This is a genomic window from Bacteroidota bacterium, assembly GCA_018692315.1.
Taxonomy (GTDB): domain Bacteria; phylum Bacteroidota; class Bacteroidia; order Bacteroidales; family JABHKC01; genus JABHKC01.
Genome location: JABHKC010000068.1, coordinates 1 through 22,789, shown reverse-complemented (window position 1 = coordinate 22,789; position 22,789 = coordinate 1). Strand labels below are relative to the sequence as shown.

Genomic DNA, 22,789 nt, shown 5'->3' with positions numbered 1-22,789 from the left:
GAATTTAGCATTTATAAAAGTGTGATTGATAATGACACAAAACAAGTTAGAAAAATATACGATTTTTCAAGCGAACAATACGTGAGAAAATAAAACTCAAAAGTTCCCCAACATTCTAAAGCCATTAATTTTAAGTAATTAGTGGCTTTTTTCATTTTGTTACTTTTCTATTATTAAACTATTGCTAAAAAAACTAATTTTGCAAATTTTTAATAAATACTGTATTACTCTATGAAAATAGGAATTAACACATTGAATAATTTGTACAAAAACAAGCTAATAATTAACATATTATATATTTCAATAGTTTTTTCGTTGCTCTTTACAATATCTAATCTATTCATTTTTTCGGCAAGCGAAGAGCCATCATCTAACTCTAAAAACAAAAATGTTTTTTCGCCAATTGAAATTCCTAAACATATATCCTTCGCTAACGAAAAAGTCCCAGTTAAAAATTTTGATGTGTCTGAAGGTTTAGATCGAGAGCTTTTAATAAATACATATTGGCATTCTCAAACATTTCTGCACTTGAAAAAAGCCAACAGGTATTTCAAAACTATAGAACCCATTTTGAAAAAAAACAACATACCAGACGATTTCAAATATTTGGCTATTGTAGAAAGTGGGCTATCTAATGTTACTTCTCCGGCTGGAGCGGTTGGGTTTTGGCAATTTCTAAAAGGGACAGCCAAAGAAACTGGTTTAGAGGTGAATAGCCAAATTGACGAGAGATATCACCTTGAAAAAGCCACACAAGCAGCCTGCAAATATTTCAACAAATCGTATGAAAAATACAAAAACTGGACCCTGGCAGCAGCTTCCTATAACATTGGCAGACGCAGGCTAAGTGAAGAATTGGAGCGACAAAAAGCACATAATTACTACGATCTTTTATTGAACGAAGAAACCTCAAGATATATATTTAGAGCAATTGCTACTAAAATAATTTTTCAGAATCCGGCAAAATATAGTTTCGATATTTCTGAAAAAGATTATTATCCATTTTTTGAAACCAAGGAAATAAAAGTGGATTCGGCAGTTTCGCATTTCGCCGATTTTGCAAAAATATATGGAACAAACTATAAAATTTTAAAAGTTTTTAATCCTTGGCTACGAAATCATTATCTCACAAATAAATCAAGAAAAGAGTACTTCATTAAAATTCCTGTCGATGCTAACAGAGAAATAGAATTTGAAGAATAATTAGCCAAATACCATTTTAATGAAGAAAGAAAATACAAAAATAAACTTTGAAAATGATCCCTTTTTCGACGAAAACGGCATAAATGTTCTTGGTGCTCGCGTACATAACCTTAAGAATATTGATATTTCAATTCCAAGAAATAAACTTACAGTAATTACCGGATTAAGCGGTAGTGGAAAGTCTTCGCTTGCATTTGACACAATTCATGCCGAAGGACAAAGAAGATATGTTGAAACTTTCTCGGCTTATGCTCGCCAGTTTTTAGGTATGATGGAACGACCTGATGTTGATAAAATCTCAGGTTTGAGTCCTGTTATTTCTATCGAGCAAAAAACCACTATAAAAAATCCACGTTCTACGGTTGGAACTATTACAGAAATATACGATTTTTTACGCCTTTTATATGCTAGAATTGGTGAAGCATATTCGTATGTTTCTGGCGAAAAAATGGTGAAATATACTGACGAACAAATAATTTCTCTTATTATCAACAATTTTAGCAATAAAAATATTCTAATTCTTTCACCAATAGTTCAGTCGAGAAAAGGTCATTATAAAGAGCTTCTTGAAGAGATAAGAAAAAAAGGTTTTCTACAGGTGCGTATCGATGGCAAATTAAGGCAATTATCTACTTCCATTAAGTTAGATAGATATAAAAATCATGATATTGAAATTGTTATCGACAAAATTAGCATTAGCGAAAAATCACGAAAACGATTGAATGACTCCATCGCAATTGCTATGAAACATGGCAAAGGTGTGATTTTAATTTATAATACTGAAACAGAAAAAGTAAAATTCTATAGCCGCCATTTAATGTGTCCAACGAGCGGAATTTCTTACGTAGAGCCTGCACCACACAGCTTTTCGTTCAATTCCCCACAAGGAGCTTGTCAACGATGCAACGGGCTTGGGATGGTTAATGAAATTGATTATCAAAAAATTATTCCAAATTCAAAACTTTCGATTGCCGAAGGTGGAATTTCTGCATTAGGAAAAGCCAGCAATTCATTAATATTTTGGCAGATAGAAGCAATTGGAGAGAAATATGATTTTAATCTGAAAACTCCAATTGAAGACATTTCTGAGAATGCAATGAATATAGTTTTGCATGGTTCTGAAGAAACATTTAGGTTGAAAAATACTCCGCTTGGTCGATTTTCAAATTATTTCTTGAGTTATGATGGCATAATTAATTACATTTCGAGAAAACAGGAGAAAAACGATGATAAAAAGGTAGTTAGAAAAAATGGGAGAAATAATGATTTTGTCAGAAAAACAATTTGCCCTGAATGCCAAGGAGCAAGATTAAAAAAAGAGTCGCTCAATTTCAAAATTGCAGGTAAAAGTATTGATCAAATTTCTGCTTTGGATATTAGCGATCTAAAGAATTGGTTTGACAATATCGAAACAAAACTATCGGAAAAACAAAATCTTATTGCCCGTGAAGTTTTAAAGGAAGTGAAAACGAGATTGCAATTTTTGCTCGATGTAGGATTAAATTATCTTTCGTTGAATAGAAGCTCGAAATCGCTCTCGGGCGGAGAAAATCAAAGAATCAGGCTTGCAACTCAAGTAGGTTCACAATTGGTAAATGTCTTATACATTCTTGATGAGCCCAGTATTGGCCTGCACCAGCGTGATAATATAAAGTTGATAAATTCTTTAAAACAACTTCGAGATTCAGGAAACTCAATAATAGTTGTAGAGCACGATAAAGAAATGATTTTGTCCTCAGATTATGTTATAGATTTGGGCCCTTTTGCAGGAAAACATGGTGGCGAAGTTGTAGCACATGGCGATATTGATACATTATTAAATTCGCAAACATTAACCACACAATATTTAATCAACAAAAAAAGAATCGATGTTCCTAAAACATACAGAGAAGGAAATGGGAAATCTATAGTTTTGAAAGGTGCAAGCGGAAATAATCTAAAAAATGTAAATTGCACATTTCCACTTGGAAAATTTATTTGTGTTACCGGAGTATCAGGTAGCGGGAAATCGTCATTAATTAACGAAACTCTACATCCTATTTTAAGCAAACATTTCTACAGGTCGCACAAAGAACCATTAGATTACAAATCGATAAAAGGAATTGAAAATATTGACAAAGTAATTGAGGTAGATCAGTCGCCATTAGGGAAAACTCCACGTTCAAATCCTGTAACTTATACCGGTGTTTTTGCCGACATTAGGAAACTGTTTGAAAGTATTCCTGAATCAAAAATCAGAGGATACAAAGCCGGCAGATTTTCATTTAATGTGAAAGGAGGAAGATGCGAAACCTGCCGTGGAGCCGGACTAAAAACCATTGAAATGAATTTTCTGCCAGATGTTTATGTTCAGTGCGAAGACTGCAACGGAAAACGATATAATATTGAAACTCTGGAAATCAGATATAAAGGAAAATCAATCAGCGATGTCTTGAATATGACTATCAATCAAGCTGTTAAATTTTTCGAAAATATACCATCAATTAGAAATAAAATAATAACAATTCAGGAAGTTGGATTGGGCTACATTACTCTTGGACAATCAAGTACAACACTTTCCGGAGGCGAATCTCAACGTGTTAAACTTGCTGCAGAGCTATCGAAAAGAGACACCGGAAAAACTTTATACATTTTAGATGAACCAACTACAGGCTTACATTTCGAAGATATAAGAGTTCTGCTTGGAGTTTTGAACAAACTTGTTGATAGAGGAAATACAATTTTGATTATTGAACACAATATGGATGTAATAAAAGTTGCTGATTATATTATTGATATGGGTAAAGAAGGTGGAAAAGAAGGAGGTGAAATTATTTTTACCGGCACCCCTAAACAACTTATCTCCAAGCGGAATAGTTATACTGCCAAATATTTGAAAAAGGAGCTTGAAACTATGCAGGTTAATTGAAACTACCTCAATAAAATCCAAAAAAACCTTTTGAAAAAGAAACAGTTTTGCTTATTTTTACCAAATAATAACTGAAAAACTGATTTGTCATGAAAAAGACGATTTTCACATTTTTAAGCATTTTTTGGATTACAATCAACCTTTTTGCTCAAGAACCGGAATTTGAATGGGCTGTGGGTTTAGGTGGAATGTATGATGATCATGGCTATTCAATTTCAGTTGATAAGGATGGATATGTTTATTCAACAGGAATTTTTAGAGGCACAACCGACTTTGATCCTGGAATTGGAATATTTAATCTGACAACAAATGGAAATGCTGACATATTCGTATTAAAGTTAGATGCCACAGGAAGTTTTGTTTGGGCAAAGGCCTTGGGTGGTTGTAGATCTGAGTACAGTTATGCCTTAGATGTAGATGTAGTTGGAAACGTATATATAACTGGGCATTTTGAAGAAACTGCTGATTTTGATCCTGGCATTGGTACATATAATCTAATTTCTAATGGGAATGATGATGTTTTTGTATTAAAACTTGATTCAAACGGAGATTTTGTTTGGGCAAAATCTATGGGAGGAATATCAAAAGATATTGGTATGGCGATTGTTGCCGATATAGCAGGAAATGTTTATACTACAGGTAAATTTTTTGATACTGCCGATTTTAACCCAAGTGAAGAAACTTATAATCTTCTCTCATCAGGCGGATATGATATTTTTATTTCAAAATTAGATCATTATGGAAATTTTTTATGGGCAAAAGCTATGGGAGGAAGCTCATATGATTTTGGCTATTCTATAGATGTTGACTCTAAAGGAAATGTATTAACAACAGGTTTTTTCACAGATTCAGTTGATTTTAATCCCGGAAATGAAACATTTTATCTTAATTATTCTGGTTGTCAGGATATTTTTATTTCCAAATTAAATCCTGAGGGAAGTTTTGAATGGGCCAAAGCAATTGGTGGAAGCTCATATGATTTTGGCTATTCTATAGATGTTGATAGTGAAGATAATATATATACAACAGGATATTTCTATGACACAGTTGATTTTGATCCTGGATATGGAACTTATTTTATGAATTCAAATGGAGTTCATGATATATTTGTTTTGAAATTAGATTATTATGGTAACTTTAGTTGGGCAAAAAAAATAGGTGGAAGCCTTGCTGAATATGGCTATTCTTTAAGCATTGACAATAGTGAGCACATTTATATTACAGGGCTTTTTCAAAATGAAGTTGATTTTGATCCAGGGAGTGGAATATATTATCTTAGTTCAAATGGATATGAAAACATTTTCATATTGAAACTTAACCCTTTAGGAGAATTTGTTTGGGCTCAAGCTATTGGAGGATACCAATTTGATAGATCATGGGATATTTTTATCGATGTTCCTGGTAATGTTTATTTAACAGGGTATTATATAGATTCGGTTGATTTTAATCCGGGAAATGGAATATTTAATCTTTCTTCTATTGGAGAAAGAGATGTATTTATTCTAAAACTATCACAAGAGCCTGCAGTAATTACAGAAATAAAAAACAATGCCAATCTAAAAGCCTATCCAAACCCATTATGCAATGAAGTGAGAATTGATTATAGTTTAGATAAAAATTCAGAAATTCAAATAAATATATACAACTACCGTGGATCTTTGGTTCGTTTGCTTGAAATTGGAGAAAAACTTGCTGGAAATCATTCAGCTTTTTGGGATGGGACTAATTCTACAGGTACAAAATGTGCCACCGGAATTTATATAATTAAATTTGAAACAGATGAAACCATGCATTATCAGAAAGTTTCTCTAATAGAATAAAACATAGTTCTATCAACATCTATAAATTTTGAACAAAGCAAAAAAAATAATAATCTCAGTAACAAACGATCTGGTTGCCGACCAGCGTGTCCATAAAGTTGCTCAATCGCTTGTTAAGAACAATTTCGATGTTTTAGTTGTAGGACGAAAACTTCCAAACAGTCAGGAACTTAAAAGACAATCCTATGAAACGAAACGAATGAAATTGCTTTTCACAAAAACTGCATTTTTTTATGCTGAATATAATTTAAGATTGTTCTTTTTCCTAATTTTCAGAAAAGCCGATATATTTCTTGCGAATGATCTTGATACTTTGGCGGCAAACTATTTTGCATCAATTCTAAAAAAAACCAAACTTGTTTACGATTCGCATGAATATTTTACGGAAGTTCCAGAATTAAAAAATAGAAAATCAGTAAGAAAAATATGGCTTTCAATAGAAAAATTTATTGTTCCAAAAATAAAACATTCATATACTGTTTGCCAATCTCTTGCCAAAATTTTCAGCGAAAAATATGGGATAAATATGCAAATAATAAAAAATTATCCTATCTGCGAGAAAACAAATATTCAAAATTCAAATAAAAAAATAGATATCCCGGAAGGGAAAAAAGTTGTTTTGTATCAGGGAAGTCTGAATGTAGATCGTGGTTTGGAAAGCATGATCAAAGCAATGCAGTTTATTGAGAATGCTGTCTTGCTAATTATTGGGGATGGAGATATTAGTTTGCAACTGAAACAATTAACAAAAAATTTGAAACTTGACGAGAAGGTAAAATTCATAGGAAAAATTCCATATTATCATTTGCCCGCTTACACAAAAATTGCTTCAATTGGAGTGTCGCTCGAAGAAAATACAAATCTAAACTATCAATATGCATTGCCAAATAAAATATTTGATTACATCCAGGCAGGCGTTCCGGTTTTGGCTTCTTCATTAGCTGAAATTGATTTGATATACAAAAAATACAATATTGGTTTGCAGATAAAAAGCCATGAACCTGAGCATATTGCAGCTTCAATTTTAAAGATGTTAGATTCTAATGATTTAAGAAAAATCTGGAAAAACGATCTAATTAAAGCAGCCAAAGAATTTTGTTGGGAAAAACAAGAAATTGAACTATTGAAAATATTTTTATAGTTTCAATTTTATTTCACATTTTGTAAACTGGGCTATTTGTTATTTCTATGGAAACTCACTTTTTTTGAAGTGGGTTTAAAGAAAGCGGCAAGAACAAGGCTTTCGAAATGTTTAGAATCAGGAGTTTACTTTTGTAAATGACTGATCTAAACATAAGAGTAAGGCTGTTATTGTCGCTTTCTTAGAGCCACTATTTTGAATCAATATATTTTCCTATAGTTTCTATTAGTTCAACAGAATTTATTGGTTTTGGAACATAATCGTCGCAGCCGGCTTCTATAGCCCTCTCTCTATCGCCCACCAAAGCATATGCAGTTGTAGCAATAATTATTATGTTTTCATGCAATCTCTTAATAGCTTTTGTTGCATTATAACCATCTAAATGCGGCATTTTTATATCCATCAGAACAATGTCGGTATTTTGATTTTCGTTACAAAATTTTACGCCTTCTTCTCCGTCTATTGCAACACCAATATTAATTCCTGTTTTTTTCAATATTATCTTCACTAATTCTACACTTGAGTAATGATCATCTACAACTAACAAATTAGTGTTTTCCCATTTAATATTTTCATCAGATTTTTTTTCTATCTTAGCTTTTTGCTGTTTTATGATTGGCAACTTCAGATAAAAATAGAATTCTGTACTTTTATTAACTTTAGTTTTAAAGAATATTTCACCACCCAAAAGTTCAACAACTTTTTTAACAATATGCAAGCCTAATCCAATGCCACCATGTTTTCTTGAGTGAGACTCGTCTCCAAGCCTGAAACCGTCATAAATCATATCGTGCTTTTCCGGCGGAATACCACAACCAGTGTCTTTAATAAAAAACAAAAATTGCTTATCTGCTTGCATTTCGTAACCAAATTCGACAGAACCCGATTCAGTAAACTTGATTGCATTATTTACTAAAATCATTAATACTCTTTTGAGTTTTACTTTATCTGTTATAACATACTGATCTTTAGTAATTTTGCAATGAGAAACAGTAAGCTTTATATTTTGTTTTCCAACATTAAGAAGTTCTTCTACGTTTGTTTCATAAATTTTATTAAAAATATCGCTAAGAAAAAATTTATCGTTAGAAAGTTTTACATTTTTACCATAAATTGAGGACACATGGAATATTTCGTCAATAATTGATAGTAAGCTTTTTCCATTTTTGTTTATCAATGAATTGAAATATACAATGTCGTCTATATTTGAATTTTTTGTAATAACATCTGAGAATCCAATAATTGCATTCAGGGGAGTTCTTAGTTCGTGAGACATAATTGAAAGAAACACAGACTTTAGTCTATCCGACTCTTCAACTTTTTCTTTAGTCATTATCAGTTCGTACTCAGCCGATTTTCTTGCAGAAATATTTCGAAGGGAACCTATTACACTGATAGAATTATTGTCGATAGTAGTGAGTTTTGCCGATACGGAGCATGGAAATATTTTTCCATTTTTATGAATCATTTGAAGTTCATAATCGTTTAGCATTCTCTCTTCTTTCAATTTATGGAAAAATATACTACTATCATTTTCATTTTTATAAAGTTTTTCTATGCTTGTTCCTAAAAGCTCTTTTCTCGAATACCCAAAAATATCATAACAAGAAGGGCTAATTTCAAGAAGTTTTCCTTCAAGATCTGATTCGTAATATACATCTTGATAGCTTTCAAAAATTCTTCTAAATTTTACTTCACTTTTTCGAAGAGATTGTTCGGCAATTGCTTTTTCTTCCATTTCCTTTTTCAGCTTCAAGGAAGATTTAATTGATGATGTCAAACGAATTAATTTCTCTTTCAAGACATAATCCCAAGCTCCTGCCAAAATCAATTCCACTGCTGTCTCTTCGTCTAAAGAACCGGTTACTATTATAAATGGTGTTGTTGGACACTTTTTTATTGCGTATTTTAAAGCAGACAATCCGTCATAAGAAGGCAAACTGTAATCGCATAAAATAATATCGTACTCACAGTTTGACAATTCGTGAATGTAAGATTCTTCCGTTTCAACCCATTTTATGGTAAAATTGCTGAATCCTTTTTTTAACTCTCGTTCCATTAATAAAACATCCGAATGGTTGTCTTCTAAAATCAGGATTTTTAAATTGGTGATTTTCATTGGCTAAAAGATTTTATTGGTAAATTTTGGTAGATTTTCATTTAATTTTCTCCTAAAACGATTGGTAGCTCGTTTAGGGAGAGCCAGTATTTTCTAAGATTTGATATTAGTCGCACAAAATCTTCGAATTTCATTGGTTTTATTATGTAGCTATTTGCGCCGAGCCTATACGCATCTATCAGGTCTTTTTCTTCGCAGGATGATGTTAAGATTACGATCGGAATTGATTTAGTTTTTTCATTGGATTTTAATTCCTGCAAAATGCTAAGTCCATCAACTTTTGGCAATTTCAGATCGAGGAGAATGAGTTGTAGTTTATGATTAATATTTTCTGTGTAATTACCATTGCAAAAAATATAGTCTAAAGATTCTTCGCCATCAGAGATAATTTTAACATGATCAAGTAAATTATTTTTTTTGAACGCACGATTTGCCAATTTTATATCATTAGGATTATCTTCAATTAGAAGAATTTTTGTTTCGCAATATTTCATCTCAAAATTTATTTTCATCGTAAAAGTATAAAAAAATCATAGAGAAGCTAAAGTATTTGGTTTTAAAAATCGAAAAAATTAACAATTATTTATTGGAATTGAAAAATATACAGTCGCACCAACATTCAATTTTCCTTCTATCCAAACTTTTCCATTATGTTTATTAATTATTTTTTTTACTATTGCCAGACCAACACCAGTTCCATCGTAATCGATAGGTGAATGTAAACGCTGAAAAACTCCAAACATTTTTTCTGCATACTTCATATCGAAACCAATACCATTGTCCCTTACAGAAAATACAATATATTTGCCTGTCATTTTACTATCTATCACAATTTCAGGATTTTCTGTCTTTTTTGTAAATTTTATTGCATTCGCTAACAGATTCTCAACAACCCTAATTATTTGTTTTTTGTCTGCACAAATTATTGGCAAATCATTTAATACAAACTTCGTTTCTTTTCCAAAATCTTCGACAAACAATTCTTTGAATGATTTTGTAAATACTTCATTCATATTAATTTTCCCCATACTCAAATCCGATTTTCCTATTCGTGAAAACTCCAATAAATCTTGAATAAGTAATCCCATTTTATGAGTATTTTCTCTTATCAATTTGATAAATTCTTTGCCATCACTGTCGAGCTGTTCGAAATATTCTTCTTCAATAGCTTGCGAAAATCCATCAATCGCACGCAATGGAGCTTTCAAATCGTGGGATACAGAATATGAGAAGGATTGTAATTCTCTATTTGCATTTTTAAGCTTTTTTGAAGTGATACTCAAGTCTATAAATAAGCTTTCTAACTTCTCTTGAGATTTTTCTAAACCAACAGACTTTTCTTTCAGAGCCCGCGTCCGATATTCAACTTTTTCTTCCAAATGTTTGCGGTGGTCTTCCAATTCTCTTTCTTTGTTTTTTCTATCGCTAACATCCCTAATAAAAATTAGTAACTGCAATTCTTTATCTTCTAATTTAATGGTGGTTGCAGAACATTCTGTATAAATCGTTTCGTTTTTTTTATTTACAAATTCTAAATCGAAATCGAGTTTTGAAGTTTTTAATGCTTGCAAAAATATTCTTCTGAATTCTGTTCTTGGATTTTTTCCTTTTATACTAACATCTATTCGACTATTACCCAAAATTTCTTCTTTCTGGCCACCATATATTTCCGCAATTTGTGCATTTAAATCAATAATTTTTCCTTGCTGGTTTACTATTAGTATTCCGTCTGTGATATTATCGAAAACTTTTTTGTACCTATTTTCACTTTCTTTGAGCTTTCTTAATGTAACAATTTTATTAGTTTTATCTATTATCATCGAAATTGCACCAATAATATTTCCCATTTCGTCGATCAAAGGAGAATACCACACCTGAAAAAATTCATTTTTCAATTCAATAATCTCTTCGCTTGATTTTCCTGATAGTGCATCTAAAAGACCTTTGGTTATTTCAGGATAGTTTTCAAAAACATCAGACATAGATAGTCCTACAAATTCAGTAATATTTTTTTTGAGGTGAAAAATATCTGTTCCATCAGAAAATGTAACAATTCCATCCTTATCGACACTTAACATTAAAGAATCAATATTTGTAATAATTGTTTTGAATTTTTCTTCGGCAAGCATCATTTTTTGCACCAACAAACGTAGATTTTCCTTTTGGCTAAGAATTTTTTTATTGTTTTTTTCTAACTGTTTGTTGTGTTTTTGTTTCGCCGAAAGTCTTAACAATAATACAATTAGCAATGAAACAACAAGAAGGCTAATTAGTAATAATGAGGCTTGCAATGTTTTTGCTCTCGAAAGTTGTAATGATTCGTTGCTACGTGTAAGTTTTTCTAAATCATATTGTGTTTTGAATAAATCAATATTATTCTCATTTTGTTCCTCATCTATCAATGAATAATACTTATGATATTCTTTGTAATGTTTAAAAGCTTCAATCGTGTTGTTAGTTGTATCGTACAACTGGTATAAATTTTTGTTTACTAATAATAAAAATTGATTGTTTTCCATAAACATCGCAAACGACAAGGCTTTGTGTAAAAAATCATCTGACTTTTTAAAGTTTTTCAGTTTTAGATAAGTAGTTCCCAAATTGTTTAAAGAACTGCAAATATGAAGTAAAAATCCTGCATTTTTTCTCTCTCTGAAAGCTAATACATTGTAGGTAAGTGTTTTTTCATAATCTCCTTGGCAACCATATACATATGCTTTTAATGTCAAAGTACTTGAAGTTCTTGAAGAATTAAGCTTTGAAAAGTCCTCTGTAACTAATAATGCTGAATCGCAATATTTATGGGCTAATTCAAAGTTTTCATTTTCAATATAATAGTTGCACAATTTAGTGTAGCAATTATAAATACTGATAGAATCGTTACTATTTTTACTTATAACAAGAGAATTTTGAAATATCTGGTAAGCTTCTTCCATTTTGTTTTGGGCTAACAATATTTTTCCCAATTGCAATAATGCTTCCGACTTACACAATTTATTGTCATACTCATCAGACATTTTTATCGATTCATTGAAAAAATGTATAGCATTTTTATAATCTCTAGCAGCAACATATATTTTTGCAATCCCAAAATAAATAATATCCTTCTTGTCGTCAATTCCTTCTTTCTCAGCAACCCTTAGAGCTTTTAGTAAGCTTTCCATTGACTTTGAATAATTGCTACCTTCTAGAACTACTCTGGATAATTGGGTATAGCAATTTATTAGAATATTATGCAAATCGTTTTCAATACATAAAATTTCTGCAGCATTAAACTTGCTTATAGACAAGTAATCATAGCCAAGTTTGTGATAATAATTTGCCATTTTAAGTAATAATTCCGCTTGTTGATTTTGGTTGTTTTGGGCTATCGAAATTTTGAAATTATCTTGTAAAGCTATCAATGTACTGTCGTACAATTGTTCAGGATTGGCAGGAACTAACAATGAATCTAATTCCTCTAAAGAAATTTCATATTTGTTGCTATCAGTGATTGAATCCAAATTTGATGGCTCAGCATTGAGTTGAAATATTAATAATACAAAAAAAAATAAACTGAAATATTTCATTTCCAAACTTATAAAAGTTCAATCTTGTTTTTTTAGAACTTGTCTTTTTTCTCAATTCGCAAAAGAAAAATAGCAGGATTACCATTTTTCATTTGCTTAGTTAAATAATATACTCTGAAATTTCCTTCATTTGTTTTAAGTGTCCCGATAGTATATTTAGAATCTTTTGATTGTCCGTTGTGTTGCACCGAAAAACCAAGTGGTTTGTGTTTTTTGAAAAAATTAGAAACCACCAATTCAGCTTGCGATTTGCTATATACATCTTCCTTTTCTAAAACAACAAGTTCGATAGAAGAATTGAAAAACCGAGCAAGTGCTTTGGTATCTCCGGTTTTTATTGAATTATTAATTTTTTCTGAAACTCCGGTATCTTGCGACAAGCAAAATAAAACACTTAAAAAAAACAGAATTAATACTGATAAAAACTTCCGAATTGTATTCATAATAAATTTTGGATTACATTTACTACTTTTGTTTCAATAAATACTTTTTATTTTAAAAAGAATGCAATATAAAAATTAATTATTTAAAATGAAATTTGTTTTACTTGTCATAGGAAAAACTAATGTTGATTATCTGAATTCGGGGATTGAAGATTATTTAAAAAGGCTTAAGCATTATATACATTTCGAAATAAAGGAATTGCAAGGAATAAAAGTTAGTAAAAAGCATAATGTTTCTGAGATTAAAGAAAAGGAAGGCAAATTGATTTTAAGAAACATCAAGCCTCAGGATTATGTAATTTTGCTCGACGAAGCAGGTAAAAGTTTTTCGTCCATACAGTTTTCTTCTTTCGTTGAAAATAAAACTGTTAGCCAAAACAAAAATGTAGTTTTCGTTGTTGGCGGGGCTTTTGGCTTTTCAAAAGAAATTTATGATAGAGCGAATGATAAAATCTCAATGTCGAAAATGACATTCTCACACCAATTTATTCGACTACTTTTTGTTGAACAACTTTATAGAGCACTTACCATTATTAAAGGAGAACCTTATCATAATCAGTAGGTTGAAATGAGATTTTAATGCTAAAAGAGTCTCATTTGGATTTATCTATTTCTTTATCTTGAAAAAGGAGGCTAAAAACTATTGTAAAAATCAACGCAATAAAAAAAGCTGGAACTAATTCATACATAATTTCTTTCAGAAATTCAATATTTTTCCATACAAAAACGGAAATAGTTCCTGATAAAAGACCGGCAACAACACCAACTTTAGAAGTCTTTTTCCAAAAAAGTGCTAAAATTGAAGTTGGTCCGATGGCTGCTCCAAGACCTGCCCAAGCAAACAGTACAAACCAAAAAACCAAATCTTCATTCAGAAGACCTATAATTACTGCAACTATCACAAGTAATGAAACCACTATTCTGCTCAATAATGCAAGTTTTTTTTGAGATATTTCTTGGTCTTTATACAAAATTTTCTGATAAATATCTCTAACTATTCCAGAAGCGGCAACCAATAGTTGAGAATCGGCTGTGGACATAATTGCAGCAAAAATTGATGCCAGAATTAATCCAACAAAAATTGGGTTAAGAATTTCGTTTGCCAGAAGAATATACACATTTTCAACATCAGAATCTGGTAGTGCGCTAACATCCTGAAAATATGCTCTGCCAATTAAACCAATAAATAAAGCTCCAGCTGCCATCAATACATTCCAAAAAGTACCAACTATGGCAGTCCATCGGAATTGCGAAGGATCTTTAATCGACATATATCTCACTATAATATGAGGGCTTCCGGGCGAACCGAGTCCAATGCCAATTGCACCTATTAATGCACCAAATCCTAAAGCTGCCGGATTTGTCAAATTCCCAAGAGAATTGTCTATTATATTGTTGGTATGATGATTTATTTGATGCAAATTACTGAGTTTTTCAAGCACAATATCCCAGCCACCAATTTGAATTATTCCATAAATTGGCAAGGCAACTAAGGCAATTATCATAAAAAAGGCTTGAAAAACATCAGTCAAACTCACAGCAAGAAACCCTCCAAGAATTGTATAAATTAATACTATCAAAGCAGTGATATACAGCCATCCGGTTTGTTGAGAAATATTTATGAAAGCAAAAAAATCGTTTATTCCACCAGCATCAGAAATTAAAAAGGAAGCATATAAAGTTTTTCCACCGGCTACAAATTGAGATGAAATATATGCTATCATAAAAATCAGAAAAACCAAAACTATCAGCATTCTCAAGTAGCCATTCTTGTCGTTAAATCTTGCAGCAAAATAATCGGGAACAGTGATACAGTCATGCTTCTCGCTGAAATTTCTAATTTTTGGGGCATAATATAGAAATAGTAATAATTCAATAATAATATATCCAATAGCAGTCCAGACTGCAGCAAAGCCTATGGAGTAAGCCAACCCTACAAAACCTAACAAAAGCCATGCACTTCGTCCTGAAACTACCGCCGACAGTGCAACAACAAATTTGCTCATCTGGCGACCGCCCAGAAAATATTCGCTAATTCCTTTCGATGAAAATTTTGTGGCATAAATCCCAATTCCAATCACAATTAGAAAATAAATGAAAAATGGAAGAAGTATTTGTATATTCATAGGATTTTGACTAAAATTTGTTTAAAAACATAGAAAGAATACTGAAAAAATTGAAAGGTCCGAAGTATTTACTTTTTCAATTTCTTTAGAATATCGGGGAAAATCGCCATGTTTTTTTCCATTTTTTCAATATCGAAACTTTTTGCATACATATTTAGTTCATTTCCGTAATTTTCTATAGAAGTCATTTTATTTCTTAGACCAAATTCTCTTATACTTACGCTAAATTCTATAACTTCGTGAACAAAATGATTTATTCGGACATGATTCCATTGTTTCAGCAGATTACTTTCAAAGTACTCAATATTGCTTTTATAGTTTTCACTATTCTGGAAATTTTCAATTGTTTTATCTTCCTCAAAAACTAATGTTTCTGACAATTCATTATAAATTCTGGTTTTCATTTCCGGCAGTTTGCTTTCTTGTGTCAATGGTTTGTTGCCCGCGGGCAAAGTGATACTAAATGTACTGCCCCTACCCCATAGACTTTCAATAAAAATTTTACCATTATTTTTTTCAATAAATTCTTTACACAAAATAAGCCCCAGCCCGGTACCTTTCTCCATTTTTGTTCCTGTTGTAGAATGCGAAATATCAAATCGGAAAAGTTTTTCAATATCCACTTTTTTTATACCGATTCCGGTATCAGAAATTGAAATTTGAACTTCATTATTCACAATTTTTGACATGAGTGAAATCTTTCCGCCTGCGTTTGTAAATTTTATTGCATTCGAAATCAAATTTCTTACAACGGTATCAACCATATTTACATCTGCATAAACATATGTATCGCTACCGATTTCAGAGATAAGCTCAATATTTTTCTCGTGTGCATTATAAGAAAATAAAGATAAGGTTTCTTCAAGTAGAAGTTTAATATCGAAACTTGTAGGGCTTATTTCTATTCTATTGGTTTGCGAATTTGCCCAGGATAATAAGTTTTGAAGCAGATTGAAAGCAAAATGTGATGACTGATTTATACCGAGAATAAAATTCTTAATTGCCTTACTATCAAACTCATCGTATTGCTTCATCAATAATTCCGAAATGTTTATCAACGAGTTGAAAGGTAATTTTAAATCGTGTGCTATGATAGAGAAAAATTTATCTTTCGATGAATTTGCTACTTCTAATTCCTTATTTAAATCTTCGAGTTTATTTTTTTGTGAACCTAACAAAGTATGTGCTTTTCTTTTTTGAAAATATGCTCTAAGAATTACTAAAGATAAAACAGCAACCAGACATAGCCCACCTATTACAGAAAATAACTGTAGCCTTTGTTTAGAAACTTTTGTTTCTTTAAGAGTATTATCTTTTCGCAGTATTTCGTTTTCCTTTTCAATTTTTTCCGATTCGTATTTTGTCCTTAATTCAATTATTTTTCTGTTGCTCGATTCGCCATAAATTGAGTCTTTCAAGGCTGTATATTTTTTAAAATAATTATAGGCATTTTTGTAATCGTACAATGAATCGTAAACTTTAGTATAACTTTTATAATTTTCGAGTATCGATTCTCTAACATTCAATCGCTTGGCAATTTCCTGACTTTCATCGAAATATCTCAAAGCTTCTGAGTATTCTTTCAATCTATATTTTATCAATCCAATATTGTTCAAAAGAAGCGATATTCCGTCGTATGTTCCCAATTCCCTTTCAATTGCTAAAGCCTCCTCATAATATGAGAGTGATTTCAAATATTCACCTTTTTTAAAATATACTCCTCCAATATTGCATATATCGAACGAAACGCCATCCTTTTTTCCTAATTCTTTATCAATTTGCAGCGCTTTGTTAAAATAGCTCAGAGCATCTTCGTATTCCTTTCTGTCGAAATGGACTGCTCCAATATTGCAATACAATTCAGCCACCATGTTCAAATCGTCTAATTCCATAGTGTTTGCCAGAGCATTTACAAAATATTCTAATGATTTGTCATATTTCTTCCAAAAACAGTATATTATTCCAATATTAGATTGCGATTTTGCAATTTCATATTTGTTATCTAACTCTTCTTTTATTTTCAATGATTTAATATGATATTCTATTGCTTTCGAATAATCGCCCCATTTGTCGTACAAAAGTCCAATATTATTCAAACTTTTTGCAACTTCAATTTTGATTCCTAATTCTTGCCATCTTTCAAAAGCATTCTGATGATATAGATATGCAGTTTTATAATCGCCTTTATAATAATATCCGAGACCCAAATTGCTATAAGCAGAAGCTTCCTCCTCCGAATTGTTTATTTCACGAGCAAAACTTAATGCTTGTTCGGCATATTCAATACATTTTGTTGGCGAATTTGATCTTAACAAATAAGACAGTTTATTATAAATGTTTGCTTTATGAATTATCGAAGATTTTGAAAGTTGAATTTTCAAACTATCAACTGCGTCTTGCTTGTTTGCATACAAAAATGTAGTACAGATTGTTAAAAAAAATTGGAAATAATATCTTTTCATTGTTTTGGCAAATTCATTTTGAATATTACTCCTTTGTTTGGTTCGCTTTCACATTCAATTGTACCTTTGAGTTTTTGAGTAACAATATTGTAAACTATGTGAAGCCCCAAACCAGTACCGGATTGTTTATTTGTTGTGAAAAAGGGATCAAAGATTTTTGTCATAAATCCTGCTGAAATTCCCGTTCCGTTGTCTTTATATGTGATTAACAACGAGTTATTTTGTTCTTCTATTTTAATAAGAATTTCTCCATCATTTTTTTTGTCGAAACCATGAACTAAAGAATTTATTATAAAATTTGTAAAAATTTGGGCATAACTTCCGGGAAAGCTATCAATCTCAATATTGTCATCACAGTCTAAACTAATCGAAATATTTTTGCGATCATAAGATGGTTCAACACTCAAAATAACATCTTGTAGATAATTCTTCAAATTAAATATTCTTTTTTGCTCGTTTGACTGATCTACTGAAACTTGCTTAAAACTTTGAACCAAATCGCTGGTACGTTGCAGGTTAGTTAAAATTAGTTTTGTTGTTTTTTTAATAAATTTTATATACGATTCAAGTCCCGATCGTTTAATTTTTTGATTTTGGAAGTCGATTTCAAATTGTTTATTTCTCTCTTCTAAAGTAGTTATTGCTGTTATTCCAATTCCTACCGGTGTATTTATTTCGTGAGCAACACCAGCAACCAAATTTCCGAGCGATGCCATTTTTTCAGATTCAACTAACTGTTTCTGAGCATTTTTTAGCATTTCATTTTTTTCGATTAGCTCTTCTTTAGATTTTTTCAGGTCTAAATGCAGTTTCACTCTTGCCATGAGTTCTTCGGCATTAAATGGCTTCGTAATATAATCTTGTGCACCAACTTCAAAACCTTTCACTATACTTTCGGTGTCGGTTTTTGCTGTTAGAAAAATAATAGGTATATCTTTGGTTTTGGATTCATTCTTTAAAAGTGTACACAATTCGTAGCCTGTAATTCCGGGCATCATAATATCTAACAAAATCAAATCAAAATCATTTGAGCTAATCAGAGATAGTGCTTCTGACGAATTTTGAGTATATGAAACTAAATAGGAAGCCTTATGCAAAATACTTCCAAGGATCTGTATGTTTTTCGGAACATCATCAACAATAAAGATTTTTTGACTTTTCATTTCATTAGAAATTTCCATTTTCACCTTCAGTTTTGTCCTATTAATAAGTTTCAAAATTAAGAAATTTTATTAGTACATACAGATTTCGCAGTAATAATTTGTTATAAAATTAAATAATTGGATTATTATTGGTAGAAAAACAATTTATCTGTAAAAATAATTTTGAAGTGATGCAAATAATTTTTTTCTACGAATATAAAATAAAACTTAAAAATTTATGAGAGAAATAATGTGGCACCTCAAAATAATTCGTATCCACAAACCAAAAATCTTGACATCAAACCTCTTTTTGTTTATATTTGAAAATTATTAAGCAAAAAGCAATATTGTGAAAGTAGAAATTCTATTATTATTTTTTATAACTTTATTTTGCCGACATGCTTTTTCACAAATTACTTCACATAACATTTATCTAAGTGACTCAGCATGGTATTATGATGATTGCGAGATTTATGGTGATACGGTAAATCCCGGTGATACAATATTCATTAATGCTAGCGATACAGCATATAATAAACTCAAATTCGATAGTTTTGTTGGAACTGCTCAGGAACCTATAATCTTTATCAATAAGGGTGGACTTGTTACGATTGGAACCTATGATACCTACCCAAAAGATGTTTTTCAATTTAGTAATTGTCAGCATTTTAAAGTGTTAGGTACAGGCGATTCAAGATTTAAATATGGCTTTAGAATTGATGCAGCAAGAGATGTTGGCTTGCTTCTTGGCAGTCTGACAGAAGAATTTGAGGTCAGCAACATTGAAATTTGCAATGTAGGCTTTGCGGGAGTTCAGTGCAAGACTGAGCTTAGATGTAATGAGCCCTCAACTCATGAAAGTTCCGGAAATATTCTTAAGAATATGTATTTTCATGACTTATATATCCATGACTGTTCCGGCGAAGGCATGTATATTGGTTATGTAGGATATGGTGGAAAAGTAAAAGAATGCCCTGACGGAGATACACTTTTATACCCTTTTATTGCTAAATGATGTATATATTTACAATGTAACTGTTGAAAATACTGGATATGATGGAATACAAGTAAGTATGGTGGAAAAAAACTGTAAGATTTATAATAATACAATATTGCGCTATGGGCTTAGTGAGAATAGCGATCATTACGCAGGAATTCAAATAAACAATGGAACAACAGGTCAATGCTACAACAATTTTATTGCTGATGGCAAAGGATGCGGAATAGTTTTACTTGGAGTTGGTTTTAACAGTGTTTTCAATAATGTAATTATCAATGCGGGAAAAGATCACTACCCTGAAATTGATAGTAGATCAGCTCACGGAATTTATTTTGGGACAACAGAAGCATATGCCAAACCATATTATTTTATAAATAATACTATTTTAAATTCTAAAAACACTCAAATAAAAATAAATGGAAATGATTATCAGGATGATGTATTATTTCTTTACAATAATTTACTTGTTGATGAAACTGTAAGTAGCCAGGCTTATGATATTGGAAAGTATATTAAGTCTGAAAAAGATGATTATATCACTATTTATGATTCAAACAACATTGGCTATAATGACCTTAGCCATTTTGATTTTATAAATAGTGAGAACCTGGATTTCAGACTTCAGAATTCTTCAGTTGCAATCAATCAAGGAAAAGATACTCTTGATTTTGACCATGCCTTTTTCCCAAGAGATAATCAACCAGATGTAGGAGCCTTCGAATGTCATAATTCAATTCAATGGGTGGAAGCAAATACATCGCAGGGATATTATTCGCTAATAATTCCATCAAATTCAACAATAGAAATTGATGGCGAAAGTATTTCCGCAGGCGATACTATTGGTTTATTTTATTACGATACAATTGGAGTTCTGCGCTGTTGTGGATATACAGAATTTGATGGAACAGGAGATACTATTAATGCTTCAGGGGTAGATTCCGGAGCGATTATGAATTGTATTATTTTAGATGACAGCCAGGAGCAATTTTATATTCCGACAGTTTACAAGGATTCTGTAACATTAGATTTGGTTTTCAATACAGCAAGTTCTGTAACAATAGATAGCATGATGGTGAAAAGCATCACAATCGACCAGTGGATTTCTCCTGTCTCAGCCTGCGGATTGGACGATAGCGTTGAAATAAAAATTTCATTGACAAATACAGGAGTTTATCCCGAAAGCGAAGCATTTTCATTAAGTTATACTCTCAATACAGTTTCAGCATATTCAACACCGGAAACATTAGCAAGTCCGATACATTACAATCAATCAATAATATATACATTCGAAAATTTAGCGGAATTTGATTCGATAGGTGAAATGTGGCATTATTCTGCTGCAGTAGCCGGAATCGACACTTTAGAATTTTATTCGATAGAAAATTTTGCAATAGATACAACTCTGGAAATCTATACAAATTTATCCGATTTATATTGCGATTACGATACTCTTGACAACATGCTTACCGGCTCGCACGATGAAGACAGTGCGGTTTTCTACGGAGTTGCGGTGTATCGTGATTTTATTGATGAAGACTCGACTTTCAGTTCGGAAGATTCTATCCGGGACTATTACTTTAATCCTGATGATGCTTTTAATGGTTTTCATACCATTTATTATACAACACCAAGAAATTCAATTACTCAGTGCTTTTCAAAAATTAGTAAGGATATTGAGATAATTTGGAATGTTAATGCAAATTATAGCAATTCAGGTCATACTTATTGCGAAGGTGAAGATTTGGAAATATCATATTCGTTTAGATATGATTCAATGATGTGGTATAATCCAAACAATTCAGAACTGCTTTCTGATAATGAGTTTCTCACGGTTGATTCAAATCTTTTCTATGATTTGAGTTATGTTCTGATTGTTGTTTATGAACGTGGTTGTTCAGATACGCAAGAGCGAGATTTGCCTGATATTCATCTGCCAACTCAATTAAATCCACTTGGCAACGATTCAATTATCCAACCGGATGATACCATTACATTTGTTTATGAATTAGCCTATAAAGAATTATTATGGAATGGTGAAGATAATGACACAAATATTTATCACTTAATTGGTAGTGAAATAGAATTTGGTTACTTAGACATGAATCTATATGTTAAAGATACAAATAATTGTGTTTCATATGATACAGCAAGTTTTAAAGCAATAATGACTCAAGATATCCCACTAAGAGACGGCTGGAGCATTTTCTCCACCTATCTCGAACCATCCGTAAACAATTTCGATACTATTTTTGCAGAACTTAATACTAATCTTATTGAAATTACAGATGAGTTAGGAAATAAATACCGCCCCGACAGTAATTTGTTCGAAATTGACAGTATTACAATTGGCGAAGCATACCGTATAAAAGTTGAGGATGTTGATACGCTTATAATTACAGGTTTGCCCATTATTCCTGAAGAAACGGAACTTCAACTTGATTCCGGTTGGAGTTTGATGGGATATTTGAGACAGCAAACTATTAGCTTTGCAGATGAATTTGGACCATATTTAAATGATACAATTGAATTAGCCAAAGATCAAAATGGGTTAATTTATTGGAAAACATTTACAATTGACCAGATTGGAGATATGAATCCTGGTCAAGGCTATGAAATATCTTCAAAAGTTGAAGAACCATTTTATTATTCTCCAAATTTACCAAGTACAAAATCCATTACATATTTTAAATACTTGACAAATTATGATAACATTTCCAGATCTGATAATAATATGGCTTTAGCCTGCATAATTCATAAAAACAAGCAAAATGATGTTAATATTCTGTAATACAGACAAATGCAAGCTTTGATAAAAAACATTAATTTTTTAAATAAAAATGGAGTTCATGTATATTT

General features: G+C 31.3%; 14 protein-coding genes. 7 read left to right on the top strand and 7 right to left on the bottom strand.

Features of this window, described 5'->3' with window-relative positions; all coding sequences use genetic code 11:
• Positions 1 to 231: 231 nt before the first annotated feature.
• The 4 genes from HN894_05470 (at position 232) to HN894_05455 (ending at position 7,072) form a co-directional block, all read left to right on the top strand.
• The gene (locus HN894_05470; protein ID MBT7142767.1) at positions 232 to 1,203 is read left to right on the top strand and encodes a lytic transglycosylase domain-containing protein; all 972 of its coding nucleotides are present in this window, start codon (positions 232 to 234) and stop codon (positions 1,201 to 1,203) included.
• Positions 1,204 to 1,222: 19 nt separating this feature from the next.
• The gene (uvrA, locus tag HN894_05465) at positions 1,223 to 4,111 is read left to right on the top strand and encodes an excinuclease ABC subunit UvrA (GenBank protein MBT7142766.1); all 2,889 of its coding nucleotides are present in this window, start codon (positions 1,223 to 1,225) and stop codon (positions 4,109 to 4,111) included.
• A gap of 89 nt (positions 4,112 to 4,200) precedes the next feature.
• Positions 4,201 to 5,931: a T9SS type A sorting domain-containing protein gene (locus HN894_05460; protein ID MBT7142765.1), complete on the top strand. Its 1,731-nt coding sequence runs from the start codon at positions 4,201 to 4,203 to the stop codon at positions 5,929 to 5,931.
• A 28-nt stretch (positions 5,932 to 5,959) separates the two neighbouring features.
• On the top strand, positions 5,960 to 7,072 hold the full coding sequence (locus HN894_05455) for a glycosyltransferase (protein MBT7142764.1): 1,113 nt from the start codon (positions 5,960 to 5,962) through the stop codon (positions 7,070 to 7,072).
• A gap of 190 nt (positions 7,073 to 7,262) precedes the next feature.
• Here HN894_05455 and HN894_05450 read toward each other — a convergent pair whose 3' ends face one another.
• From HN894_05450 to HN894_05435, 4 genes are all read right to left on the bottom strand, one after another.
• Positions 7,263 to 9,191: a response regulator gene (locus tag HN894_05450; GenBank protein MBT7142763.1), complete on the bottom strand. Its 1,929-nt coding sequence runs from the start codon at positions 9,189 to 9,191 to the stop codon at positions 7,263 to 7,265.
• A gap of 41 nt (positions 9,192 to 9,232) precedes the next feature.
• Positions 9,233 to 9,685: a response regulator gene (locus HN894_05445; protein MBT7142762.1), complete on the bottom strand. Its 453-nt coding sequence runs from the start codon at positions 9,683 to 9,685 to the stop codon at positions 9,233 to 9,235.
• 78 nt (positions 9,686 to 9,763) lie between these two features.
• Positions 9,764 to 12,694 (bottom strand): PAS domain S-box protein, encoded by a 2,931-nt coding sequence (locus HN894_05440; protein MBT7142761.1) that lies wholly within the window; start codon positions 12,692 to 12,694, stop codon positions 9,764 to 9,766.
• Positions 12,695 to 12,792: 98 nt separating this feature from the next.
• Positions 12,793 to 13,203 (bottom strand): DUF4783 domain-containing protein, encoded by a 411-nt coding sequence (locus HN894_05435; protein MBT7142760.1) that lies wholly within the window; start codon positions 13,201 to 13,203, stop codon positions 12,793 to 12,795.
• Positions 13,204 to 13,291: 88 nt separating this feature from the next.
• On the opposite strand from HN894_05435, the gene rlmH reads away from it, so the two are divergent.
• The gene (rlmH, locus tag HN894_05430) at positions 13,292 to 13,765 is read left to right on the top strand and encodes a 23S rRNA (pseudouridine(1915)-N(3))-methyltransferase RlmH (GenBank protein ID MBT7142759.1); all 474 of its coding nucleotides are present in this window, start codon (positions 13,292 to 13,294) and stop codon (positions 13,763 to 13,765) included.
• 31 nt (positions 13,766 to 13,796) lie between these two features.
• Here rlmH and HN894_05425 read toward each other — a convergent pair whose 3' ends face one another.
• From HN894_05425 to HN894_05415, 3 genes are all read right to left on the bottom strand, one after another.
• On the bottom strand, positions 13,797 to 15,329 hold the full coding sequence (locus tag HN894_05425) for a sodium/proline symporter (GenBank protein ID MBT7142758.1): 1,533 nt from the start codon (positions 15,327 to 15,329) through the stop codon (positions 13,797 to 13,799).
• A gap of 68 nt (positions 15,330 to 15,397) precedes the next feature.
• Positions 15,398 to 17,791, bottom strand: a complete 2,394-nt coding sequence (locus HN894_05420) for a tetratricopeptide repeat-containing sensor histidine kinase (protein MBT7142757.1) — start codon at positions 17,789 to 17,791, stop codon at positions 15,398 to 15,400.
• Positions 17,788 to 18,954 carry a hybrid sensor histidine kinase/response regulator gene (locus tag HN894_05415; protein MBT7142756.1) on the bottom strand — a complete coding sequence of 389 codons (1,167 nt, stop codon included), beginning with the start codon at positions 18,952 to 18,954 and terminating at the stop codon, positions 17,788 to 17,790. The genes HN894_05420 and HN894_05415 overlap by 4 nt, the downstream gene beginning before the upstream one ends.
• Positions 18,955 to 19,282: 328 nt before the next feature.
• On the opposite strand from HN894_05415, the gene HN894_05410 reads away from it, so the two are divergent.
• Positions 19,283 to 19,948 carry a hypothetical protein gene (locus HN894_05410; GenBank protein ID MBT7142755.1) on the top strand — a complete coding sequence of 222 codons (666 nt, stop codon included), beginning with the start codon at positions 19,283 to 19,285 and terminating at the stop codon, positions 19,946 to 19,948.
• The gene (locus HN894_05405) at positions 19,938 to 22,721 is read left to right on the top strand and encodes a right-handed parallel beta-helix repeat-containing protein (GenBank protein ID MBT7142754.1); all 2,784 of its coding nucleotides are present in this window, start codon (positions 19,938 to 19,940) and stop codon (positions 22,719 to 22,721) included. Before HN894_05410 ends, HN894_05405 begins: the two co-directional genes overlap by 11 nt.
• The last annotated feature ends 68 nt before the right edge of the window (positions 22,722 to 22,789 follow it).